The sequence below is a fragment of the Aureimonas fodinaquatilis genome (assembly GCF_008369445.1).
Lineage (GTDB): Bacteria > Pseudomonadota > Alphaproteobacteria > Rhizobiales > Rhizobiaceae > Aureimonas > Aureimonas fodinaquatilis.
On the sequence record NZ_VTWH01000002.1, the window covers coordinates 548,227 to 568,580 of the forward strand.

Annotated in this window: 16 protein-coding genes and 1 tRNA gene; 8 read left to right on the forward strand and 9 right to left on the reverse strand. The window is 54.9% G+C overall.

Annotated elements, in window-relative coordinates; translation table 11 throughout:
- Window positions 1–62 precede the first annotated feature (62 nt).
- Window positions 63–2,630: a glycosyltransferase gene (locus tag FPY71_RS08650; RefSeq protein WP_149299644.1), complete on the reverse strand. Its 2,568-nt coding sequence runs from the start codon at window positions 2,628–2,630 to the stop codon at window positions 63–65.
- A 280-nt stretch (window positions 2,631–2,910) separates the two neighbouring features.
- Here FPY71_RS08650 and FPY71_RS08655 point away from each other — a divergent pair, with 280 nt between their 5' ends.
- The 4 genes from FPY71_RS08655 to FPY71_RS08670 are packed head-to-tail and all read left to right on the forward strand — an operon-like array spanning window position 2,911 to window position 6,398.
- Entirely contained in the window at window positions 2,911–3,948 is a 1,038-nt protein-coding gene (locus FPY71_RS08655) for a cysteine synthase A (RefSeq protein ID WP_149299646.1), read from the forward strand.
- Window positions 3,949–3,957: 9 nt separating this feature from the next.
- Entirely contained in the window at window positions 3,958–4,809 is an 852-nt protein-coding gene (sseA, locus tag FPY71_RS08660) for a 3-mercaptopyruvate sulfurtransferase (RefSeq protein ID WP_149299648.1), read from the forward strand.
- Window positions 4,810–4,821: 12 nt separating this feature from the next.
- Complete coding sequence (locus tag FPY71_RS08665; RefSeq protein WP_149299649.1) at window positions 4,822–5,388, forward strand: GNAT family N-acetyltransferase; 567 nt, start codon at window positions 4,822–4,824, stop codon at window positions 5,386–5,388.
- Window positions 5,358–6,398 carry an alpha/beta hydrolase gene (locus FPY71_RS08670; protein ID WP_246160238.1) on the forward strand — a complete coding sequence of 347 codons (1,041 nt, stop codon included), beginning with the start codon at window positions 5,358–5,360 and terminating at the stop codon, window positions 6,396–6,398. Before FPY71_RS08665 ends, FPY71_RS08670 begins: the two co-directional genes overlap by 31 nt.
- A gap of 16 nt (window positions 6,399–6,414) precedes the next feature.
- Here FPY71_RS08670 and ilvA read toward each other — a convergent pair whose 3' ends face one another.
- From ilvA to FPY71_RS08685, 3 genes are all read right to left on the reverse strand, one after another.
- Window positions 6,415–7,668, reverse strand: coding sequence for a threonine ammonia-lyase IlvA (gene ilvA / locus FPY71_RS08675; protein ID WP_149299651.1), 1,254 nt, complete (start codon window positions 7,666–7,668; stop codon window positions 6,415–6,417).
- A gap of 80 nt (window positions 7,669–7,748) precedes the next feature.
- Window positions 7,749–9,563: an adenine deaminase gene (ade, locus tag FPY71_RS08680; RefSeq protein ID WP_149299654.1), complete on the reverse strand. Its 1,815-nt coding sequence runs from the start codon at window positions 9,561–9,563 to the stop codon at window positions 7,749–7,751.
- A gap of 49 nt (window positions 9,564–9,612) precedes the next feature.
- Window positions 9,613–10,824: an alpha/beta hydrolase family protein gene (locus tag FPY71_RS08685; protein ID WP_149299655.1), complete on the reverse strand. Its 1,212-nt coding sequence runs from the start codon at window positions 10,822–10,824 to the stop codon at window positions 9,613–9,615.
- A 210-nt stretch (window positions 10,825–11,034) separates the two neighbouring features.
- Between FPY71_RS08685 and FPY71_RS18835 the strand changes: the two genes are divergently transcribed.
- Entirely contained in the window at window positions 11,035–11,310 is a 276-nt protein-coding gene (locus FPY71_RS18835) for a BrnT family toxin (RefSeq protein ID WP_149299658.1), read from the forward strand.
- The gene (locus FPY71_RS08695) at window positions 11,288–11,560 is read left to right on the forward strand and encodes a BrnA antitoxin family protein (RefSeq protein WP_149299660.1); all 273 of its coding nucleotides are present in this window, start codon (window positions 11,288–11,290) and stop codon (window positions 11,558–11,560) included. Before FPY71_RS18835 ends, FPY71_RS08695 begins: the two co-directional genes overlap by 23 nt.
- Window positions 11,561–11,642: 82 nt before the next feature.
- On the opposite strand, the gene FPY71_RS08700 is transcribed toward FPY71_RS08695, so the two are convergent.
- The 4 genes from FPY71_RS08700 to FPY71_RS08715 form a co-directional block, all read right to left on the reverse strand.
- Window positions 11,643–11,728: transfer RNA gene (locus tag FPY71_RS08700), tRNA-Leu, on the reverse strand.
- A 128-nt stretch (window positions 11,729–11,856) separates the two neighbouring features.
- The gene (locus FPY71_RS08705; RefSeq protein ID WP_149299662.1) at window positions 11,857–12,882 is read right to left on the reverse strand and encodes a hypothetical protein; all 1,026 of its coding nucleotides are present in this window, start codon (window positions 12,880–12,882) and stop codon (window positions 11,857–11,859) included.
- Window positions 12,883–12,929: 47 nt separating this feature from the next.
- Complete coding sequence (locus FPY71_RS08710; protein ID WP_246160240.1) at window positions 12,930–14,456, reverse strand: hypothetical protein; 1,527 nt, start codon at window positions 14,454–14,456, stop codon at window positions 12,930–12,932.
- A gap of 14 nt (window positions 14,457–14,470) precedes the next feature.
- A complete protein-coding gene (locus FPY71_RS08715) occupies window positions 14,471–15,445 on the reverse strand; it encodes a glycosyltransferase family 2 protein (protein WP_149299664.1) in 975 nt (324 codons plus the stop codon).
- A gap of 233 nt (window positions 15,446–15,678) precedes the next feature.
- On the opposite strand from FPY71_RS08715, the gene FPY71_RS08720 reads away from it, so the two are divergent.
- Entirely contained in the window at window positions 15,679–17,292 is a 1,614-nt protein-coding gene (locus FPY71_RS08720; protein WP_149299666.1) for an O-antigen ligase family protein, read from the forward strand.
- Window positions 17,282–18,649, forward strand: a complete 1,368-nt coding sequence (locus FPY71_RS08725) for an oligosaccharide flippase family protein (RefSeq protein WP_149299668.1) — start codon at window positions 17,282–17,284, stop codon at window positions 18,647–18,649. The genes FPY71_RS08720 and FPY71_RS08725 overlap by 11 nt, the downstream gene beginning before the upstream one ends.
- On the opposite strand, the gene FPY71_RS08730 is transcribed toward FPY71_RS08725, so the two are convergent.
- Window positions 18,646–20,325: a tetratricopeptide repeat protein gene (locus FPY71_RS08730; RefSeq protein WP_149299670.1), complete on the reverse strand. Its 1,680-nt coding sequence runs from the start codon at window positions 20,323–20,325 to the stop codon at window positions 18,646–18,648. The two genes, FPY71_RS08725 and FPY71_RS08730, sit on opposite strands and share 4 nt — an antisense overlap.
- Between the last annotated feature and the right edge of the window lie 29 nt (window positions 20,326–20,354).

The following is a 20,354-nucleotide window of genomic DNA, read 5'->3' on the forward strand; positions in this document are numbered from 1 at the left end:
CGGCGACTGCTCCAATTATAGAATGCTGCGGGTTTCGCGCTGAAAAAGCGCGGGACCCGTTTTTATGTCGGCCGTCCGTTTTTGAAGATTTTGACAAAATGCCACGCTGTGCGTCTGGCAATGAACAACGCCGTGGGTGCCAGGCCATATGTTCCGGCACGTCTTCTGACCGCTCTGATACGATGTGCAAAGCCAGAAGGTTCTTTGACGAGCGGTAGGACGCCGCCTCTTTTCAATTTTTTGATAGCTCTCATTGCATCAGCCAGATCGGCACGTTGACCTTTGACATTGGCTGCAAGTCCACCGCACTTATCAACAACCCGGTCGTGAATAGCGGTCTGCTCTTTAAGAATTTCCAGATAGGCAGCAACGTCAATGGCCCGTGGTGCGCGCCGAACTTCCTCGTAGATTTTAACCAGTTTATTGGCGACCACAGTGGAGCAGTGAACTTGCTCCACATAGGCACGGCCCTTCAATGCGAGAGCCATTCTATCTGACTCATTGGTCAGCAATTGCTCCAGCACATGTTCAACATTCACAGGATTGGCGTTTGCCAGCGGCAGGCCGTGTTCAAATGTGTGGTGCAGGTCATCGCGAATGTAAGCGACAACAGGTTTGCCCAGCGCCATGCATTCCACTGCCAGCACGCCGTACCAGCCAATCCGCAACTGATCGACAACAATATCTGCCTGTTCATAGATCTTGCGCGCCTGCGCCTGCGGCAGGCCTTCCACAAGCTTGAAGTCGAAATCAAATCCGCGCAGGCGCAGGTTTTCGACCGCAGCGATCACGGCGCTGGTTCCTTTAACGCCCCGTCGCGATGGCGCATGAACAATCAATGGCCTGGAATTGGGTTGAATGCCGACATGACGCCACTCTGTCAGATCAATTGCACGCTCAACAACCAGGCTGCCCGGCACATAGCTCTGCAATTCCGGGTCGGGCACCAATACACGATCTGCAACGGCGCCGATCAGACGGATATGCCGTCGTTTTGCATCTTCAGGATATTTGCGAACGGTGTTGTCTTCGTCATCCTCAACATAATTGTAAGGGCTGAAACGCTGAAACATGCTTTGAATGCGTGCTTCACTGCCACGAAAATGCACAATCACGGATTTCCCGGCAGCCTTCAGCGCCACAAGATCATGCCCGGTCGGAAAGGAAGTGTGTTTGCGATCAAACACAAAGCCCCGGCTGTGCATGTGAAAAATGTCGAAATCCTCATGAACGGATTGCATCACATCCAGCATGCTGGCGGCATCCGCGTGCGCCACCGGGTAAAATATGTCGGAAGGATACGCGAATTTCGATCGGGTTATCTGCAGGCTTTTTGCGTATATTCCCGCATGTTGATTGAGCGCCCTTGCCAAGGCGCCCGGCTGGCCCGCTGCTCCAGTTATGCCATGCAACACACGTATTGGGCCACGGGGCACCGGAAATCTGGTTACAGTGTCGATGACCTGCCCATCAAAGCCCAGCGCCATCAGATAGAGTTCCAGCAGATGCCGCTCCTGAACCTCCCAGCAGAAACGCCGCCTCATTCTGGAAAAATCTTCACCTTTCAGTCCGTAACTATCCGTAATCCGTTGCAGGGCATTCGCGACGGATTTCGCATGTGAAAAATCGCAGCAAAGTCCGGCTTCAAATGTTTCCAAAAAGTTTTGAATTGCCGCAAAAGGCTGCGACAAAACCGGCAGCCCGGCAAAGACAAAATCGAAAAATTCTGCCGGAAGAGAAAGGTCAGCCTCTGTACCGTATTGCATTGGCAAAAGGCCGAACGTCGCATCACTGAGATAAGCTACCGCATTTTGAGACGCCAGGGCAGGCAACCAGTGTAAGCGTGCAGCCACTCCCACCTGCTCCGCTTCAGCTTTAACCGCTTCAATATATGGGCCGGAAGAGGCGGTGCAGATTGCGCAGTGAAGATCCGGGACCTCTTGCAAAACAGCAATAAGCCGCTCCGCACCCTGCCCCGCAACCACAGGTCCGGCATAGACACCCAGAGGCGCATCCGGAACGTGAACCGCCCGGCGAACAGTTGCCGGCCCCATCATTTGGCGCAGCAGAGGCGTATTGTAGATGACGTTGATCGGCGGCAACTCGGCATATCGTTTGAGCAGAGCGGCCTTCATCTCGTCAGTTTCGGTGGTGATGCGATCGGCATGAGCCAGGTGTTCGGTCTCCAGCCGAACTGCAAAATCTTTCAAGGGTTCGCACAGGTCCATGGGCAAGACGCGAACATCATGTATCCACTGGACGCGATCCCCCAAGCGACGTTTTATCTCACGGCCAATCGGCAAGGTTGAACTGCCGTGGGTGTGAACGCTTTGCGGAGAAAGCCCTTCAATGTGATCGCAGATAACGGAGGTAAAATAATGCAGACGGGCCTGCAAATGCTCAAGCTCGCTTGCAAGGCCGCCAGCATGTATGGAGCCATCTGGAAATTGCAGGCACTTCAGTTTGCCAACAGTTCTGGCAATTGGTTGCACAGTACCGGATTTTGGATGCGGCAAGGTGCCGATCAACACGAACTCCGGATGTGCCCTGCGCATGGCAGCGGCCATTTTAAGAACGCGATTGTCCAGAACGACATCGCCCATCGCAACCATCACTGCCGAACCGGCCATGCAAAATCTCACAAAATATAAATAGGCTCAGGCAGGGCCAGCATTGGTGGACAATACGCCACATGCGTTGGGACTCGCCAAGCAATGATATTTATTTATCATAATTTTAATTTTATTATATATATTTTTTAGAGGTTTGATTGTTGCTGATGGTGGGTGAGCCGCCCCGGAAACCGGTCTGTCTGTGCCACGATCCGCTGCAACATTAGATCGTTCATCCTTGCCACAACTGGCCCGCACCCATACTCTGACCACGATTCGGACGGTAGATCAGAGAGCCATGGAACGTTATCCTTCAGTTATCGCCGCTATCGGCAACACACCACTAATTCGCTTGCGCAAAGCTTCTGAAGCGACCGGTTGTGAAATCTATGGCAAAGCCGAGTTCATGAACCCCGGGCAATCTGTCAAAGATCGTGCCGGCCTGTTCATCATTCGGGACGCGGAGGCGCGCGGGCTCATTCGACCCGGCGGCATCATTGTGGAAGGCACCGCCGGTAACACCGGCATTGGCCTGACGCTTGTGGCCAAGGCGCTGGGCTACCAGACTGTTATCGTTATCCCCGAAACACAATCGCAGGAAAAGAAAGATGCGCTGCGTTTGATGGGCGCTGAATTGCTGGAGGTTCCTGCCGTTCCCTACCGCAACCCCAACAATTACGTGAAAGTTTCGGGCAGACTCGCGGATCAGATCAGCAAATCGCACGCGGATGGCGCTATCTGGGCCAACCAGTTTGACAATGTGGCCAACCGCGACGGGCATATGGTCACCACGGCGGAAGAAATCTGGTCGCAGACGGGTGGTCAGATTGATGGCTTCGTCTGCGCGGTCGGAACCGGCGGCACGCTTGCCGGCACGGCCGCGGGGCTGAAGCGCCATTCCGGCCACATAAAAATCGGTCTGGCTGACCCGATGGGTGCAGCGCTTTACAGCTATTACACAAATGGCACGCTTGCGTCCGAAGGCTCATCCATCACCGAGGGCATCGGCCAAGGGCGAATTACCGCCAACCTTGAAGATTTCACGCCTGATTTTGCCTACCAGATACCAGATGGCGAAGCAGTTTCAATTTTGTTCGATCTGGTTCAGGAAGAAGGGCTTTGCCTTGGCGGCTCTTCAGGAATAAATATTGCGGGAGCAATGAGAATGGCACGTGATCTGGGCCCCGGCCACACGATTGTCACGGTGCTTTGTGACTCCGGCAATCGTTACCAGACCAAGTTGTACAATCCGGCGTTTCTTCGGTCTCAGGGACTTCCAGAGCCTGACTGGATTGGAACAGCGCCGAAATATGACATTCCTTTCGAACCTGTTTGAGGTGGCAAAGTGAGCACAAATCCGTTTCTGGTGTCGCCAGACGCCCTCGTGACAGAAATGCGCAACGGTGTTGTGAAAATCGTGGATGCGTCCTGGTATCTGCCGCCGCAGAACCGCGACGCAAAAGCCGAATTCCTCCAAGCTCACATTCCAGGCGCCGTGTTTTTCGATCAGGACAGCGTTGTCGATGCCACATCGCCCTACCCGCACACACTTCCATCACAAGACCATTTTGCCCAGGCGGCGGGCGCACTTGGCATAGCGCAGACTGACACGATTGTTGTCTATGATGGAGCGGGCTTGTTTTCGGCACCGCGGGTCTGGTGGCTGTTTCGCACATTCGGCGCGGTCAATGTTCGCATTCTGGATGGCGGTTTTCCGGAATGGAAAAAAGCCGGGCTGGCAACTGAATCCGGGGAGGCATCCCCCGAAGAATGCGAGTTCACCGTTCATTTTCAACCGCAATCTGTGGTTGACCTGCCGCAAATGCGAGATCTGGTGCAGGAAAGGCAAACGCAAATTGCCGATGCCCGTTCGGCAGAGCGTTTTCAGGGCCTGGCTCCCGAGCCCCGTCCGGGGGTCAGATCTGGCCATATGCCCGGCGCGCATTCCCTGCCTTACACCAGCTTGCAGGAAAATGGCCGCCTGAAGGAGCCGGAAGAACTGCGCGAAGCTTTTGCCGCTGCGGGGATTGATCCGAACGAGCCGGTAGTTACAAGCTGCGGCTCGGGTGTTACAGCAGCCGTTATCACTCTGGCGCTGGCAACATTGAACAACCCCCAGTCCAGGCTTTATGATGGCTCCTGGACTGAATGGGGCTCACAAACAGATACACCGGTCGAGACAGGACCAGGGGAATGAGGTTCTGAAACTATGACGACCATAAAAACGCAGGTGACGCAGCTGGTGATTCATTCGCTGCCCGCCGCATCATTGCCGCCGCCCGAGAATGCGGGCGAGCTTGTGCTTTTGCGCGTCAAGCAGATACCGCTGAACTTTTACCGTTATCTGTACAGTGTTGGCCGCCCGCACCACTGGACATCGCGTTGCCTGGGAGACAAGGAACTGGCTCGCGAGATACATGCGCCAAATGTGCGTTTGCAGGTTCTCTACCGCGACGGTGCGCCTGCTGGCTGGTTTGAACTGGATGTTGGCCGGGCTCCGCGTCAGACACGGCTGGTGCATTTTGCAACCATGCCGGAATCCCGGGGCAAAGGGCTGGCACGTTACCTGCTGTCGCAGGCGATTGTTGCCGGGTTTGAGGACGGGCCAAGCGGGCTCGTGGTGGAAACCAACACTCTGGACCACCCCGCCGCATTGCCTTTTTACCGGAAAATGGGTTTTCGCCCTTTGTCGGTGCGTGAAGTCACAACCATCGGCTTTCAGGAAACCGATGCGGAACAGGATCCATGCACAACAAGCCTGCCGCGCCCGGCATGACCAGGTTTGGCCTGGTAAAACGCCGGACCAGCCACGCGCTGGTCATTTTATCGCTGGTCATATTGCTGCTGGTCGGACTGCGGGGCTTCGGCCCGACTGAGCCTGTTCCCGTAGCTGTCAGCTACGATCCGGCTCAGATCGGCCAGGATGTTTCAAGCTATCTTGCTGATAATGAGGCGAAGCTGACGGACATTCGCGCCGATGCGGCCAAGGAAATTGTTTGGGCATATCCGCAGTCGAAAGCCAAGACGCCTCTGGCAATCGTCTACGTGCATGGCTTTTCCGCCTCAAAGGCCGAATTGCGCCCGGTGCCAGATGAGGTTGCGCAACGCCTGAATGCCAATCTGTTTCTGACAAGATTGGCTGGCCATGGGCGCAATGAAGTCGCAATGGCCGAACCTGACGTGGAGGCCTGGCTGAATGATTTGGCGGAAGCCGTTGCCATTGGTCGGCGAATTGGTGAGCGCGTCATTATCATAGGCACATCAAATGGAGGCTCACTGACAACATATGGGGCATCCATTCCAGGCTTGCTGGACGATGTTGCGGGCCTTGTGTTGATATCGCCAAATTATGGCGTGCAGGACTGGCGCAGTTTTCTGCTCACAATGCCGTTCGCGCGTGATCTTGTCCCGACCCTGTATGGCAAGACTTATGGGACTGCGCCCGATTCTCAGGCCGCAGAAGAAGCGGCGGAAACCTATGGGTGGACACGCAGTTTTCCGACAGTCGCTCTATTGCCAATGGCTGCAATTGCACAGGCAGCGGCGGCCGTCGACGTGAATAGTCTGACCGTACCTGCGCTGTTTATATATTCACCGCAGGATAAGGTGGTTGACCCGCAAAAAATTGCCGACTTGGCCAGTCAATGGGGCGGCCCGCATCAGGTTGTGGAAGTGCAGAACAGCACAGACCCGTCGCAACACCTTCTTGCAGGAGACTTGCGCTCGCCAGAAACCACAGAGGCGGTGGTGGAAACTATTGTGATGTGGGTTCAATCTCTGAATTGAACCCACATGGTTCCAACTAGATAAGCAGGTCAGCAATGACCTGATTGTCGGTTATGTCCTGATAGCGGATGCCATCCGCTTCCATACGCTGCAGAAGACCATCAAAATTCGCCGCATCACGGGTTTCAATTCCCAAAAGGATGGAACCGAAGTCGCGGGCAGATTTTTTCAGATATTCAAAACGCGCAATATCGTCATCCGGCCCCAGCAGCCCCAGAAAATCCTTCAGCGCACCGGGGCGTTGTGCCAGTCGCAGAATGAAGTATTTCTTCAAACCCTCATATCGCAGCGCACGTTCCTTTACATCCGGCAGCCGCTCAAAATCAAAATTGCCGCCGGAAACCACAAGCACCAATGTCTTGCCAGCGATATCGCCTTTCAAGGTGCGCAGCGCATCTATTGCCAATGCGCCCGCTGGTTCCAGCACAATGCCTTCGATATTCAGCATTTCCAGCATGGTCTGGCACAGGCGGCCTTCTGGCGAAAGAATGACTTTCTCCGAGCCAAACGTGCTCAACATCTGCAATGGCAAAGCACCAATTTCGGCAACCGCCGCACCATCGACAAAACCATCCAGTTGCGGAAGCTTTATCTGCCGCCCCTGCGTCAGACTGGTTTTCAGGCTTGGTGCGCCCAGAGGTTCAACAAATCTGAATTCCGGTGCATCCGGTCCGGCCAGATAGGCTGTAACACCGGATGCAAGACCGCCGCCGCCAACAGGCATGATAACCATATCAGGTATCTGGCCATCCAGTTGCTCCATGAATTCCAGTGCAACACTGGCCTGCCCTTCCACAATATCCTCGTGGTCGAAGGGCGGCACCAAAGCTGCGCCGCTGGTGGCGGAATAGGCTTTTGCTGCCGTGTAGCAATCATCAAAAAAATCGCCCACCAGTTCAATTTCAATGGCGTCACCGCCGAAAATCCTGGTCTTTTCGATTTTTTGCTGCGGGGTTGTAACCGGCATGAACACCCTGCCCTTCAAGCCGAAGTGGCGGCAGGCAAATGCAAAGCCTTGCGCGTGATTGCCGGCGGAAGCGCAGCAGAACTTTGCCGCAGTCTCCCCAGCCTCCAGCCGTTTGCGCATAAAGTTGAATGCACCGCGAATTTTGTAGGAACGAACCGGCGTCAGGTCTTCGCGCTTGAGATAAATCTGCGCGCCGTAAGCTTTTGAAAGATGTTCGTTATATTGCAGCGGCGTAGCGGGAAACAGAGCGCGCAAAGCGCGCTCCCCTGTGGCAACGCGCTGCCGAAAAGCTGACTGGTCCATGAATGCGTCCGGTTACAATATCGTGTCTGACTGGTTGTAGCTGTGGGGTTAAGACTAATCGCTGCGGTTCACAACCATTTTCATGCATGTTCGACAAAAAGCTCAACCTGTTCAAAGCGCTCGACGTCGATCAGGCCTTTATCGGAAATGCGTAAGGATGGAATGACAACCAGCGCCAGCAATGAATGCTGCATATAGGCATTGTTAAGGGTGCAACCGGCCTCGCGCATAGCTTCCAGAAGCATTTCTGCCTTTGCGGCAACAACTTCTGCGCGTTCATCAGACATCAGACCGGCAATTGGCATTTCAATCAGCGCTTTTTCCTCACCATCGGCAAAAAACACCACGCCGCCGCCGACTTCGCCAAGGCGGTTTGCGGCCAGTGCCATCATTTCGCGGTCGGTTCCCACCACAATCATATGGTGGCTGTCATGCGCAACGGTGGATGCAATGGCGCAGCGGCCCTTATAGCCAAAGCCGGAAACGAAGGCGTTCGTAACCTCGCCTGTGGCGCGGTGCCGTTCCACCAGCGCAATCTGGGCGACATCCTGTTGTTCGTCGGCAACCACAAGGCCGGACTGAACCACAAGCTGCATCGTCAGTGATTTCGTCGGCGCCTGATTTTCTACCACGCCGATCACACGAGCGGTTACACTGTTAGCGCCCTGTGGGGCATGAATGGCAAAGTCCTGCGCGGTCAACGCCCGTTTCAGGTGAACGGTTTGCTTCGCAGAGGCCGGATAGTCATAGGCCGGCAGGTCGGCAACCAGTTTCCCGCCTTCCGCCAGCTTGACTCCGTGGGCGTAGACTTCATCAATCACCAGTTCTGCAAGATTGGAAACCAGCAGGAAGTCGGCACGGCGGCCCGGTGTAACGGAGCCTATTTCCCGTTCAAGTCCAAAATGCTGGGCGGTGTTCAGCGTGGCCATCTGCACCGCGGTCACTGGTGGCAGACCCTGCGCAATTGCGTGGCGCACCACGCGGTCCATATGCCCGTCCCTTACCAGCGTGCCAGAGTGGCAATCATCCGTGCATAGAATGAAGTTGCGGGAATCCAGGCGCATTTCCGTAATGGCCCTGACCTGCTCAGCCACATCGTACCATGCAGAGCCCAGACGCAGCATGGCTTTCATGCCTTGCCGCACCCGCATGGCAGCGTCTTCCATTCGGGTGCCTTCATGATCATCCTGCGGGCCGCCCGCTACATAGCCATGAAACGCCCGGCCAAGATCGAGCGATGCGTAATGCCCGCCAACCACTTTGCCCGCCCGCCGAGTTTGGGCGATAGCGCCCACCATGGTGGGGTCATTCGCCGCGACTCCGGGAAAGTTCATCACCTCGCCCAATCCGATGATGTTACGCCAGCCCATGGCCTCTGCCACATCATTGGCGGTTATGGTGGCTCCGGCCTCTTCCAGTCCGGGCGCAGATGGCACGCAGGATGGCATCTGAACCCAGACATTGACTGGCTGCACCAGCGCCTCATCGTGCATCAGCCTCACACCGGCGAGGCCCAGCACATTTGCGATTTCATGCGGGTCAACAAACATCGATGTCGTGCCATGCGGAATCACCGCACGACAAAATTCGGTTACCGTCACCATACCGCTTTCAACATGCATGTGGGCATCGCACAGACCCGGCATGATAATACGCCCGTTTGCTTCCAGCACCTGCGTATCCGGTCCGATTGTGTGGGAAGCATCCGGTCCGCAATAGGCAAACCGCCCGGCCTTCACTGCAATATCCGTCTGTGGAATAATTTCTCCAGAATGCACGTTCAGCCAGCGTGCGCCGAGCACCACCAGATCAGCGTGCGCACGCCCCATGGCGACATCGACCAATTGCGTTGCGACTTCGTGAAATTCTCTGATCCCGCTATCTGCTGGCGACATTCTGGCAAGCCCTTGTGTGTTGGTCGTGTCGGACCAGCACACTATAGCGCTAATTGCTGAACACGCTATCGAGCCAGTCCAGAACGCGATCGTTCAACAGAGAGCGGTTGCGCATCTCGCAGTGCTCGCCTGCCCCTTCCGCCGTTGTGCATTGGATCAGGGTGGACGGGCAGTTCAACTGCTCGAACAGCGCTGCCGTATTGGCGGCCAGCGGGTCATTTTCCGCCGCCACGAGCAAGGTCGGACAACGGATCATGTCGATCCGGCCTTCCAGCGTATAGGGCTCTACGGCCTTCAGGTAACTGCGCAGATCCTGCACCCCATGAACCCAGAACCCGCGTTGCACGAAACTCCAGTGCAAGCGCCTGTCCGTTTCAACAAATGCGGCCAGCTTGGCCAAAATGGCATCATCCACATCAGCCAGTTTGCCTGACTGGTTTGCCGGAACTCCCAGCTTGGTGGCAAACCCACTGAAAGAGCGAGCAATGCTGATCTGGCCCGGGTCTGCAATGCATGCGGCAAGGCGCGGATCACCTGACGCAGCACGCGGAGACAGGTATCCGCCGAGGCTCCAGCCGGAAATGGCAATTCTCGCCGTGTCTATATTTGGAAGCTCGATGGCAAAATCCAGAACCGCAGACACCACGACTTCCCAGTCGGGCCTCAGCCGAACACCATGCTCGTACAACATTTCGCCCTGCCCGGGACCATCAAAAATCAGGCAGTGGTAGCCACGTTCGCTGGCAGCAACGGCAGAGGCAAAATACATATCCGTTAACTGGCCGTCATACCCATTGGTGAAGATAATCAGCGGGCGCGTTTCGCTTGCGTGGTCTTTGGCCGGGATCAGCCAGCCTGGCATGGTCCGGCCTTCAAACGGAATGCGCAGGGAGCTGGCGGGAACCGGCGAAAGCGACATGGCTTTTTCGAAAGCGGCCATCTGCCTTGTGAAACCGGCCAGCAACCTTTGATCAACCGGCTCGCCGAAGATCGGGTGGTAGGATGTGCCAAAAGCGCAGGTCGCTTTCAGCAATGATGCTCGTGCGCTTTCCCGGTTGCCCTTGCGCAGACTGTTCTCTGCGTCCTGCACCAGCCGATCACCAAGGTCAGACCAGCATTCATAATAGTCGCCATCGTCACCATCGCCTACTGCTTTGGCGACTTGCAGCATTTCGCCAATCTCTGGCCCGCCTGTACGAATATAGGCAAAAAGCCAGCTTGCGAAATCGTCATGAAAGTCCTGCTTGAAAATCAGCCCCATAGCATCCCCCCAGCAACTCAATGCGGACAGTGAAGCAGGTGGGGCCATCACTCAAGAGGCAATTTGGTATGCTGAATTTAATTTACTAACAGCAGCGCAGGCCGCGCATCGCTTGAATGCAGCCATTATCTCTAAGAGCGGAGTTTCTGCATTATTTTGTACCTACAAATAAACTTGAAATGAGATTAAATTGTAGGTACGAATTAATTAATGAGAATCGAATTTGACCGCGCTAAATGTGATAAAAACATTGCTGAAAGGGGGTTGTCCTTTTCACAGGTCGCTGATTTCGATTGGTCCAGCGTACAAGTAGTTCAGGACACCCGTTACGAATATCCCGAACCCAGATTTGTTGGCATCGGCTTTATCGGGGATCGTATCCACGTGGTCTGCTATACACCCGTTAGTGGTGGAATTCGCATAATTTCCTTCCGTAAGGCCAACGCAAGAGAGGTAAAGCGATATGAAAAAACCTTTGACGAATGAAGTTGGCGACGTTCGCGAACTTTCTAAAGGTGATATGCGCCTTATGAAGCCGTTTGCAGAAATGCATCCCGAACTGGCGAAGGAACTGCATTCTCGCGGTCGTGGCCAACGAGGTCCTGGAAAGAAGCTAGCTAAAGAATCTGTCAATCTGCGTCTGAATGCTGAAATTGTTCAGCACTTTCGTTCCGGAGGACCGGGGTGGCAATCACGTATCAATGACGCGCTTTTAAAAATTATTGAAAAACACTAACAGGCCGAGGTTGAACTTTCAGAAGCTCCACGTCCTTACAACATCCATTATAAAACAATATATTTTGCTGAGGGGAAGCACCTGGTGCGGGCTGCGGGACTCGAACCCGCACAGGGAATTCCCCGAGAGATTTTAAGTCTCTTGCGTCTACCATTTCGCCAAGCCCGCCCGCCAGCATGTCCGGTACAATGATTCCGACCGGACATGAAATGCTTTAGCGGAGAAGCCATAGGCTGGGAACCCCGTTCACGCCGATCATCTCTATCATATGCATATTTTGCCGGCGGTACCGGCCTTTAGCCCGAGGCAGCGGCCAGCTGCCCGCCACGATGCGGCGGCAGTGAAGACAGACGTCGTGCAGCAACCGCTGCCTTCAACGCACTGACCCGAAGCGCAACAACCGGCTCTGAACCCAAAGCTGAAAGTCGGATGCCCATCTGCCCACGCCCGGGATGTACAGGCGGCCAGATCTCAACCGAGAAATAACGCGCTGCGCTGCGGTCAATATCGCCCCAGAACTGCAGCAACATGCCATGCGGGATCAAGTCCGGCAGGCGGGAAATTGCATTCAGATCAAGCCGGTAGTCTCGCGAAGGAGTCAGTGCCAGTATCAATGCGTCGTAAACGCCACTTTCCACCTGTTCCAGGGTTTCACGCACCGTTACCTGCGCGCCTGCCCTTGTCAGCCCCCCTGCAAGAGCAGGAGCCATTTCGTTATCGCAAAGCAGAAGGCATTGCAGCCCTGGCAGGGAAAGCCCCGCTTGCTGAATCTGCAATTGGCAAAGCGGTGACAGGAACTCAAGAACTCCAACGCGCGGATCGGCAATATTGATATCGGAAATCTGCAGTTCGTAAGACGAGCGGTTGGTTATATCCAGACCACCGGAAACGGCATTCCGGCTGTCGAACATCAACCCGAGCACAGTGGACGATGGCAATTGCTGCAATATGGCCGGTTTGATCAGTGAAGACTGACGGTCAAGTGCAACGATATCCACCTGATCAAGGTCGACCTCTTTAACCGAGTTCACAAACTGGATACGGCTTTCCAACCCCTCTTCGGCCGCAAACCTGCGCACCATAGCCTCCACTTGCGCACCACGAACTGTGGGTCGTGGCGGCCCAACCGCAATAATACGCCGCGCCCCGGCTCGCGCAGCAGTCAGCAGAGTAATGCCGTCTTCCTCCGTGCGGGCGTCTGTCAGAATGGTCAGATCTCCAAGATCAAGATGACATTCTTCAATTCGCTGCTCGATCAGCTTGACCAGCTTACCGGAGGACAGATCCACCCATATAGTACTGTTATCGTTGAAATCCGACATATTCGCCGCCATAAAAAGATAATTAAATCAAACTGTTAAAGTCTCGATTATGAATTGAGAAACTCGTGTACGGCTTCCCATTTGGGCGTGACATTTCCAGATTCGTCTTCCAGAAGTCCCCACGAGCCCGACTTGGTTGGCTCACCCATGGAGTTGTAGAGCACCATCACCCCGCCACCGGCATCCTGCCAGTTCTGCAGGTAGCGTTTATAAAGCTGCCCCATGCGTGAATCGCGGTTGGCCGCAATGAACAATTGAGTCAGCCGGTCATCATTTTCTGCGCCGCCAATACCCGCCAGATGCTGGCCTGCTTCATAGGCCGCCAGTTCCAACCCGCGCGCCTTGGCAAAATTTGCCTGATCCACCATGCTCTGGCGATTATCGCCATCAACCTCCGCTTCCATTGCCTCAAAAAGCTGATCCAATGACCAGGTGGAAACTTCGGCTGAGCGGTCGGGTGAGCCGTAGCTGTAGCCAAAATAGGGGGCTATCGCCAAAACATCTGCGTGGTCGCGTGCATTACCCCAGTCCAGAACGGTCTCACTGGTCCAGACATTGCCACCCTGCGCTACATAAACGCCCAGAATCCTGTCTTTGTCCTCTCCGAACTCCTGTTCAAATATCGCCAGAACTTCACTTGTTCTCTGAGAGTAAAATCGAAGTTGCGCCTCAAATCGATTCCCCGAAAGTTGCAACCGCTCACCTTCATTCGCAGCATAGGCGGCCTGTTCGAAAATCGAATTCCACACCTCGTTTGAATATTCGACATAGACTGGCAGCTCTGGAGAAAGCTGTTCACGCACCTGTCTGGCGAAGTTGCGCACATAGTCATCATCCGCCAGATGCGGAATGGTGAACCAGGGCGCAGCCTGCTTGGCATTGGCCAGTTCAATCATATGTTCGAGCGGAATGCCTTTTTCAGACAAGCCGAACATTCCGGGCAGCGGCCTTTCATCCCAGGTCTTGATGGGCGAATTGTTGGTCGCCATCCAATCCATGAAGCGAATGACGCTCATGCCGTTCAGCCGCTGCAGAAAAGGCTCGCGAAACACACTTTCGGAATTTTGCGGATCTTCAAGAACCCGCAAATTGTGCAGCGGGTTGTCGGCATTGGTGGAAAACAGCCGGACAGTCACCGGTCCGTCGGTGTTCATCAACCGGATTGTGTCGAAACCTTTTCCGCGCTGGTCCAGCACCGCACCATACTGGTAGTCCATCCTGCCTTCGCCGTCATAGGCAACGGTCAGTACACGCGGAAGATGGCCGCGATGAGATGTGGCAATCAGGAAACTCTCGGCGTAGTTGTCCTGCGGAATCGATTTCGGATAACCGTCCTCTGTCATGGGTGGCAAAGGCTCATCCCATGTGAAAGGCCGATCCCGTGGCTGAAGGCGCCAGCGGGATGCGCTGGTTGCCAGATTGGTGAATGGATGCTCGCTTGTCCAGTAAGGCACCCCGGCAAGGTTGATGCCCAATGGCGACCGCTCAGCCGCATGGCTGGGCAAAAAGCGCATGACTGCGCTGGCCGCCAGTGTTGCAGGAATGAGTTTGAGGAGTTGGCGTCTATCCAGCATTTTTGTTCTTTCGCTCAACCTGAAACCATTGGAATATTGCGGCCCTGCACGATGACGCTGTGGCGGACAAAATCACCGAACAGATGCGGGGGGACGTGGGTGTCCTTGCGCAGGGGGCGCCGAATGCGGCGAAGGCCAAAGCCCGCCATCCAGGCCAGATCTGCCATGAATGTGTAGAAGCGGCCGTGATTGGTCAGAAAATACCGGCGGCGGGATTCAAACCAGTAAGCCGGCCGGCGGGGCAATTCCTCATTGCGCCGGGTGACTTTGGTGGATTGGCCAACAAGATGCACAACTCGACTGGCGGGAACATACCAGCATTGCCAGCCAGCTCGTGCAGCCTTCAGGCAATAGTCCACTTCTTCATAATAGAGAAAGTAGTCTTCATTCATCAGGCCAAGCTGGTCCACCATGCTTGCCCGCACCATGAAGCTTGCCCCGGAAACCCATTCCACTTCGGTGGGCTCATTACTCACCGGTGCAAGATTGGACCATTGCCGCAGAAGCTTTGAAACAGGGCCCAGCCTGATCTCACTCTCAAACTCCCCAATGGGGTTGGGAAAACGGAAGGCACAGGCCTGAGGCGTGCCATCCATATCCTCAAGCCGGCTGCCAGCAATACCCGCAGCCGGGTGCGCATCCAGAAAGCTTGTCAAAGCGGATGCTGCACCAGGCCGGCATACCGTGTCGGGATTGAGCAGCAGAAAATACTCCGGCGCGTGCCCGGCAGCGCGCAAGTGCTCAATGCCTCTGTTGTTGGCATAGGCAAAGCCGCGATTTTCGGTCAAAGCCAGCAGGTCAACCTGCCCTGCCCAACCGCGCGCCGCAATTTCGCGGGCCAGAACTTGCGCAGAATCATCCCCGGAGCCACCGTCCACAACCACAATGCGGGTTCCAGATGGCAATGACGGGTCATCGACCAATGAACCGACCGCATCCACAACCATGAGTGGCGTTCGATAATTGACTATGACCACACTGAGCTTCATTACACCGACATCTCCGAACAAGGCACAAGACTTGAGCCATGTCCTTTATGCGCGACGAAGCGGGTGATATGCGACTTGTCCAAACGGGTGTGTGCATCCTGCCATCGGTGGACAGGCACCCCCCATCGTTCGTGTTGTGCTACGTTGGGGGTGTAACGTAGAAGTAGATACAACGAAATTTGTATCGGTGGCCTCAAACACCACGATCGCAGTGTTGGCTGGAGACACACGCCATGGGCGAGGCCATTGTGGCCGTCATCTATATTTCAATCGGCAGCATGGCACTTTATTTTGCCGCTGGACGTATTGCTAAAGATGTCGTTGATAAAAAAACTTTGAATATCTGGATTGCAAGTTGGATTTCAGCAACAGCCGTGTTGTTCCTGATACCAAATTTCTTCGCATTCGCTGGGTTTCTGGTCCTTATAGCAATTATTACGCGCAAGGTCCTTCCCGCTGGCCAAAATATCTACCTTTATATCATTTTATCCTTTCTCGCCCCGACATTTGTGGTCAGCATGCCAGGCTTTGCCGGCATCAACGGGCTTCTGGATCTGACCGCGCAGCGCGTGCTTGCAATGGCATTTCTGCTTCCGGCAATTCCGGCTGCACTGCGCATGCCGGTATCAGACAGGCTACGCCTTGTGGATAAGCTGGTTATCCTCTTCGTGTTTCTGGTGAGCGTGCTTTACTACCGGCATTATGAAGCCACGGCCACGGATATGGTGCGCCGGGCGATTTCTCACACGCTGGATATCTGGGTTCCCTATTTCGTTTTCAGTCGGCTCGTCAGCCTCGCAGATATCCGCAAAGCCTATTTCGCCTTCATCATTGCGGCCATTCCTTTACCTATTATCGGTTTTCTGGAGTTCAGCCGCACCTGGCGCATGTACAATCTGGTGGCAGAAAGCTGGGGCATTCCGCTGCTGCAGTCCTACCTGTTTCGTGATGGCATGCTGCGCGCTGCTGGCCCCGCTGTGGAGGCCATTGCCTATGGCTTTGTCTGCATGGTTGCCATGGGCTGCATGCTGGCGTTTCTGGCCAAAGGGCAGCGCAATCTTTTTTCACTCGGGCTTCTTGGCGCGTTGACCATGGGCTTAATCATCAGCCTGTCCCGCGGGCCATGGGTGGGCGCCGCTGTCATGGTGGTGGTGTTTGTTGTTGCGCGCCCGAAGGCAGTGTCCAACACCATGCGTGCAACAATTGGCGGCCTGCTGCTGCTGGTTCCGGTTCTCATGTCGCCCCTGGGCGGAAAAATCATTCGCTTCCTGCCATTCGTCGGCACGGTTGAAAACAACAATGTGGACTATCGCCAGCAGCTCTTTGACAATTCGGTTGCCATTATCCAGCGCCACCCGTTTTTCGGCTCTGCGAACTTCCTGACCGAGCCGGAAATGCTGGCCATGCGGCAGGGCCAGGGCATTATCGACGTCGTCAACACCTATCTCGCGATTGCGCTGGAATATGGATATGTGACGCTGGCTGCGTTTATTGGAATATTCGTTCTGATTTCATTTGCCCTGTTCAAGCTTGCGCTCAAGGATGATGAGGCAGGCTTTCTGGCAAGGATATGCCTGACGATTTATGCCGGTATTCTGTTGACGATTGTTACCGTCAGCAGCGTTTCGTTCATTCCGTATATTTACTGGACGTTTGCAGGAATTGGTGTGGCACTTGTGAGGGCAGCCGCACTGAATATCCAGCCTGTAGCAAACACTGCCGCACCCTCAGGTCCGCGCAAAATGCAGGTTATCGGCCCCGATGCGTGGGCTCGGCCCACTGCATTTTCCGGAACGCAGAAGCAGACCTCCAACCTGAAGCTTGTAAGGAACGCCAATGACCGCTGACAGCGTGGCGCAGCCGCTACGGCGGCGTATTTCCTCAGCCGGGCTGTGGAGCATGGGGCAGTTTGGCGCGTCGCTGAGCGTGCGCCTGCTCAGCAACATGATTTTGACACGCATGCTGCTGCCAGAGGCCTTCGGCATGGTTGCGGTGGTCAGCGTGCTGACAATTGCGCTGGCGTTGCTGTCAGATCTTGGAATTGGCCAGAATGTCATCGTGCACAATCGCGGCAATGAACCGGCGTTTCTGAACACCGCATGGACAGTTCAGGTGCTGCGCGGCCTATTCATCTGGAGCCTGGCCATTATGGCGGCGGGCCTGATCACCCTGCTTGCCGCCCGCGGCGTGTTTTCACCCGGCACGGTCTATGTTGACCCGCGTTTGCCTGCAGTCTTGATTGTTGGCTCGTTTATAGTGGTTTTGCAGGGACTTGAATCAACCAAGGTGCATCAGGCGCGCCGCAACCTGCAAATTCGCCGTCTGACAGAGATTGAATTCGGGGTGCAAATTCTGGCGCTGGCAATGACTGTTTTGCTGGCCTGGTACTGGCAATCCATCTGGGCACTGGTATTGGGCTCGGTCTTTTCTTCCACCATCAAAACAATTGCCACCCATTTGTTGCTGTCCGGCCAGCCAAACAGACTCGGTTGGGAACAGCAGGCCTGGTGGGAAATTTTCCGCTTCGGACGCTGGATTTTTTTCAGCTCGATTGTCGGTGTGCTTTTCACCACCGGTGACCGGCTGATCCTTGGCGGGCTGGTGGATGTCAACACGATGGGGCTTTACGCCATAGCCGCGTTGCTGCTGAGCGTCGTGCAGTCTGCTGTTACAACACTGGTGGGCACGGTGGCATTTCCTGCGCTCAGCGAACTGGCGCGCGGCGACAGGCAAGGCTTCCGACAAGCCTATCTTCGCTTTCAGGCCGCGGCCGACGGCATTCTCGGACTGGCAGCCGGCGGCATCTACATTTGCGGGCCGCTGGTTGTGTCAGTTTTATACGATCCGCGTTATGCAGAATCAGGCGCCATGCTTTCGATCCTGGCCGTTGGCCTGATCGGCATGCGCTATTGCATTGTTGAGCAATGCTATATGGCCTGTGACGAGATGCGGTATTTCCTTGCGTCCAACGTGCTGCGGCTGTTGGTCATGGTCGTGCTTCTGCCGCTGGGCCATGCCTATTACGGGTTGGAAGGTGCCCTGACTGCCATTGTGCTGGCTCAGTTTGCCGCATGGCCGGTGGCATGGCTTTTCAAGGCAAAGCATCGGCTGTTTGATTGGCGGACAGAGGGCGCGTTCATTCCTGCAGTTGCCCTGGGCCTGCTTCTGGGAAATCTGCTGCTGATGCTGGTCAACGCTTTTTAGCTTGCAGCTATTTGCAGGCTGTATGGTTTGGTCTCCCCCGTGAAACCCAGCCAGATATCGCTCAGCGTTTCCGGATCATGGATTGTGCGGGTCGGCTGCACCAGTGACGTTGTGTTGGATACGTTGCTGTCGTGGCAGGTGATGAGAAACATCGCTGGTTCGTGAACAAGTTCATGCGGAATCAGCTTTGCTTCGGCCGTAGTGCCGATAGGTTGCAGCACCTTATAATCTTCTGTCCAGGTCTTTACCTGACCAACACGCGCGTAAAAATATTCGTGGGTTGCCCGATACAGCGCCGTTTTTCCTCGATTTGCGTCGAATGCATAGCCCTTCGTAAATGCAAGAAATTGTGTTTCTGGCTTTGGATCATGCCGATGGAGATATTCAACATATTCCCGGTGGTAGAGATTGTCCGAGTCAAGCTTTGTATGGCAGTACCGCTCAAATCCATTCATGGACTTCAACAAAAAATCCGAGTGATCGACACCGTCAATCATCCGAATATTTTCGGGAAGCTCGTAGTATTTCGAGATTTCTGTTTTGATGAAATCAAAAGAGATCGGATCGCACAGCAGAAATGCATCGAAATCCTGATTGCTCTGGTTGATGAGGCACTTGCAGGTGAAGTTCATGAAAATCCGAATTCGATAGGAAATCCATGCCTCTGACAGTCTGCCGGTCAGGGGATTCTGCAATTCGGTGCGCGCCGGAAATCTCTTTATGTTGAATGGTATGGTGAAAACATACTTCGTGGAGCTGCTGGCAACCGGGTTTCGCAGATATGCGCTATAATCAACCGGTTTGCGCATCATGGACTCCGCAATGACCCAGTTGAAATTGCTGATCACGCGGCTGTCCGGGAATTTTTCCTTGGCCCTCTGAGCATATGCATGCGCGGCGTCCAGGCGATTTGCCCTGATGGCAGCTTGAATTGCATCAGCATGATGCGGTTCTGGCTCCGGCGAAATGCCGAGGCATTGTTGGGCATAATCCAGCGCCCGATCGTTTCTTTCCAGCGCCATGCAGGATTTGGCAGCAATTTTCAGCAAAGCAAGATTGGTGGATGACGCCAACAGTCCGGCCTCTGCCATACGCAGGGCGTGCGAGAAATCCTCCAACCCATATGCCGCTTGGGCTTCACGCAGATAACCATCCGGCTTTTCCGGTTCAATCTGCCGTGCCAGTGCGCCGTAATTCAGCGCGGCCTGCAGATCACCCGACTGATAAAATGCCGCACTTGTCAGCAACAGAATGGAAAAATCGTTCGGAAATTGAAGCACCGCCTCCTGTGCCATCAGAAGCGCCTTGTCGTTCTGACGCAGGCGCATATGCAGCCGTATCAGCCGTGCAAAGCTGGATGAGCCGGGGTGCAGGCGGTGCAAAGTCTGCGCAACTTCCAGTGCGGCGTCCACATTGCCTGCCAATGTATGCACCTGCGCCAGAACGCTCAAAAGCCCATTGTCGTTGGCAAAATCTTTAAGGGCCTCTTCCAGTTGCAACCTTGCATCGCCAAGCCGGTCCAGACCAATCAGCATCTGCCCTACTCTCACATGGGAGCGAACATTGGCGGGGCACTCATCGCGAGCCTTCTCAGCCCACATCAATGCGCCAGCCTTGTCTCCAATGCTCTGAGCCTGAGTGAAATTGGCCAGAAGCGTTTTCAGATTTTCCTGCATGACGCGCCTTTCATTCTTATCGTTTGCAG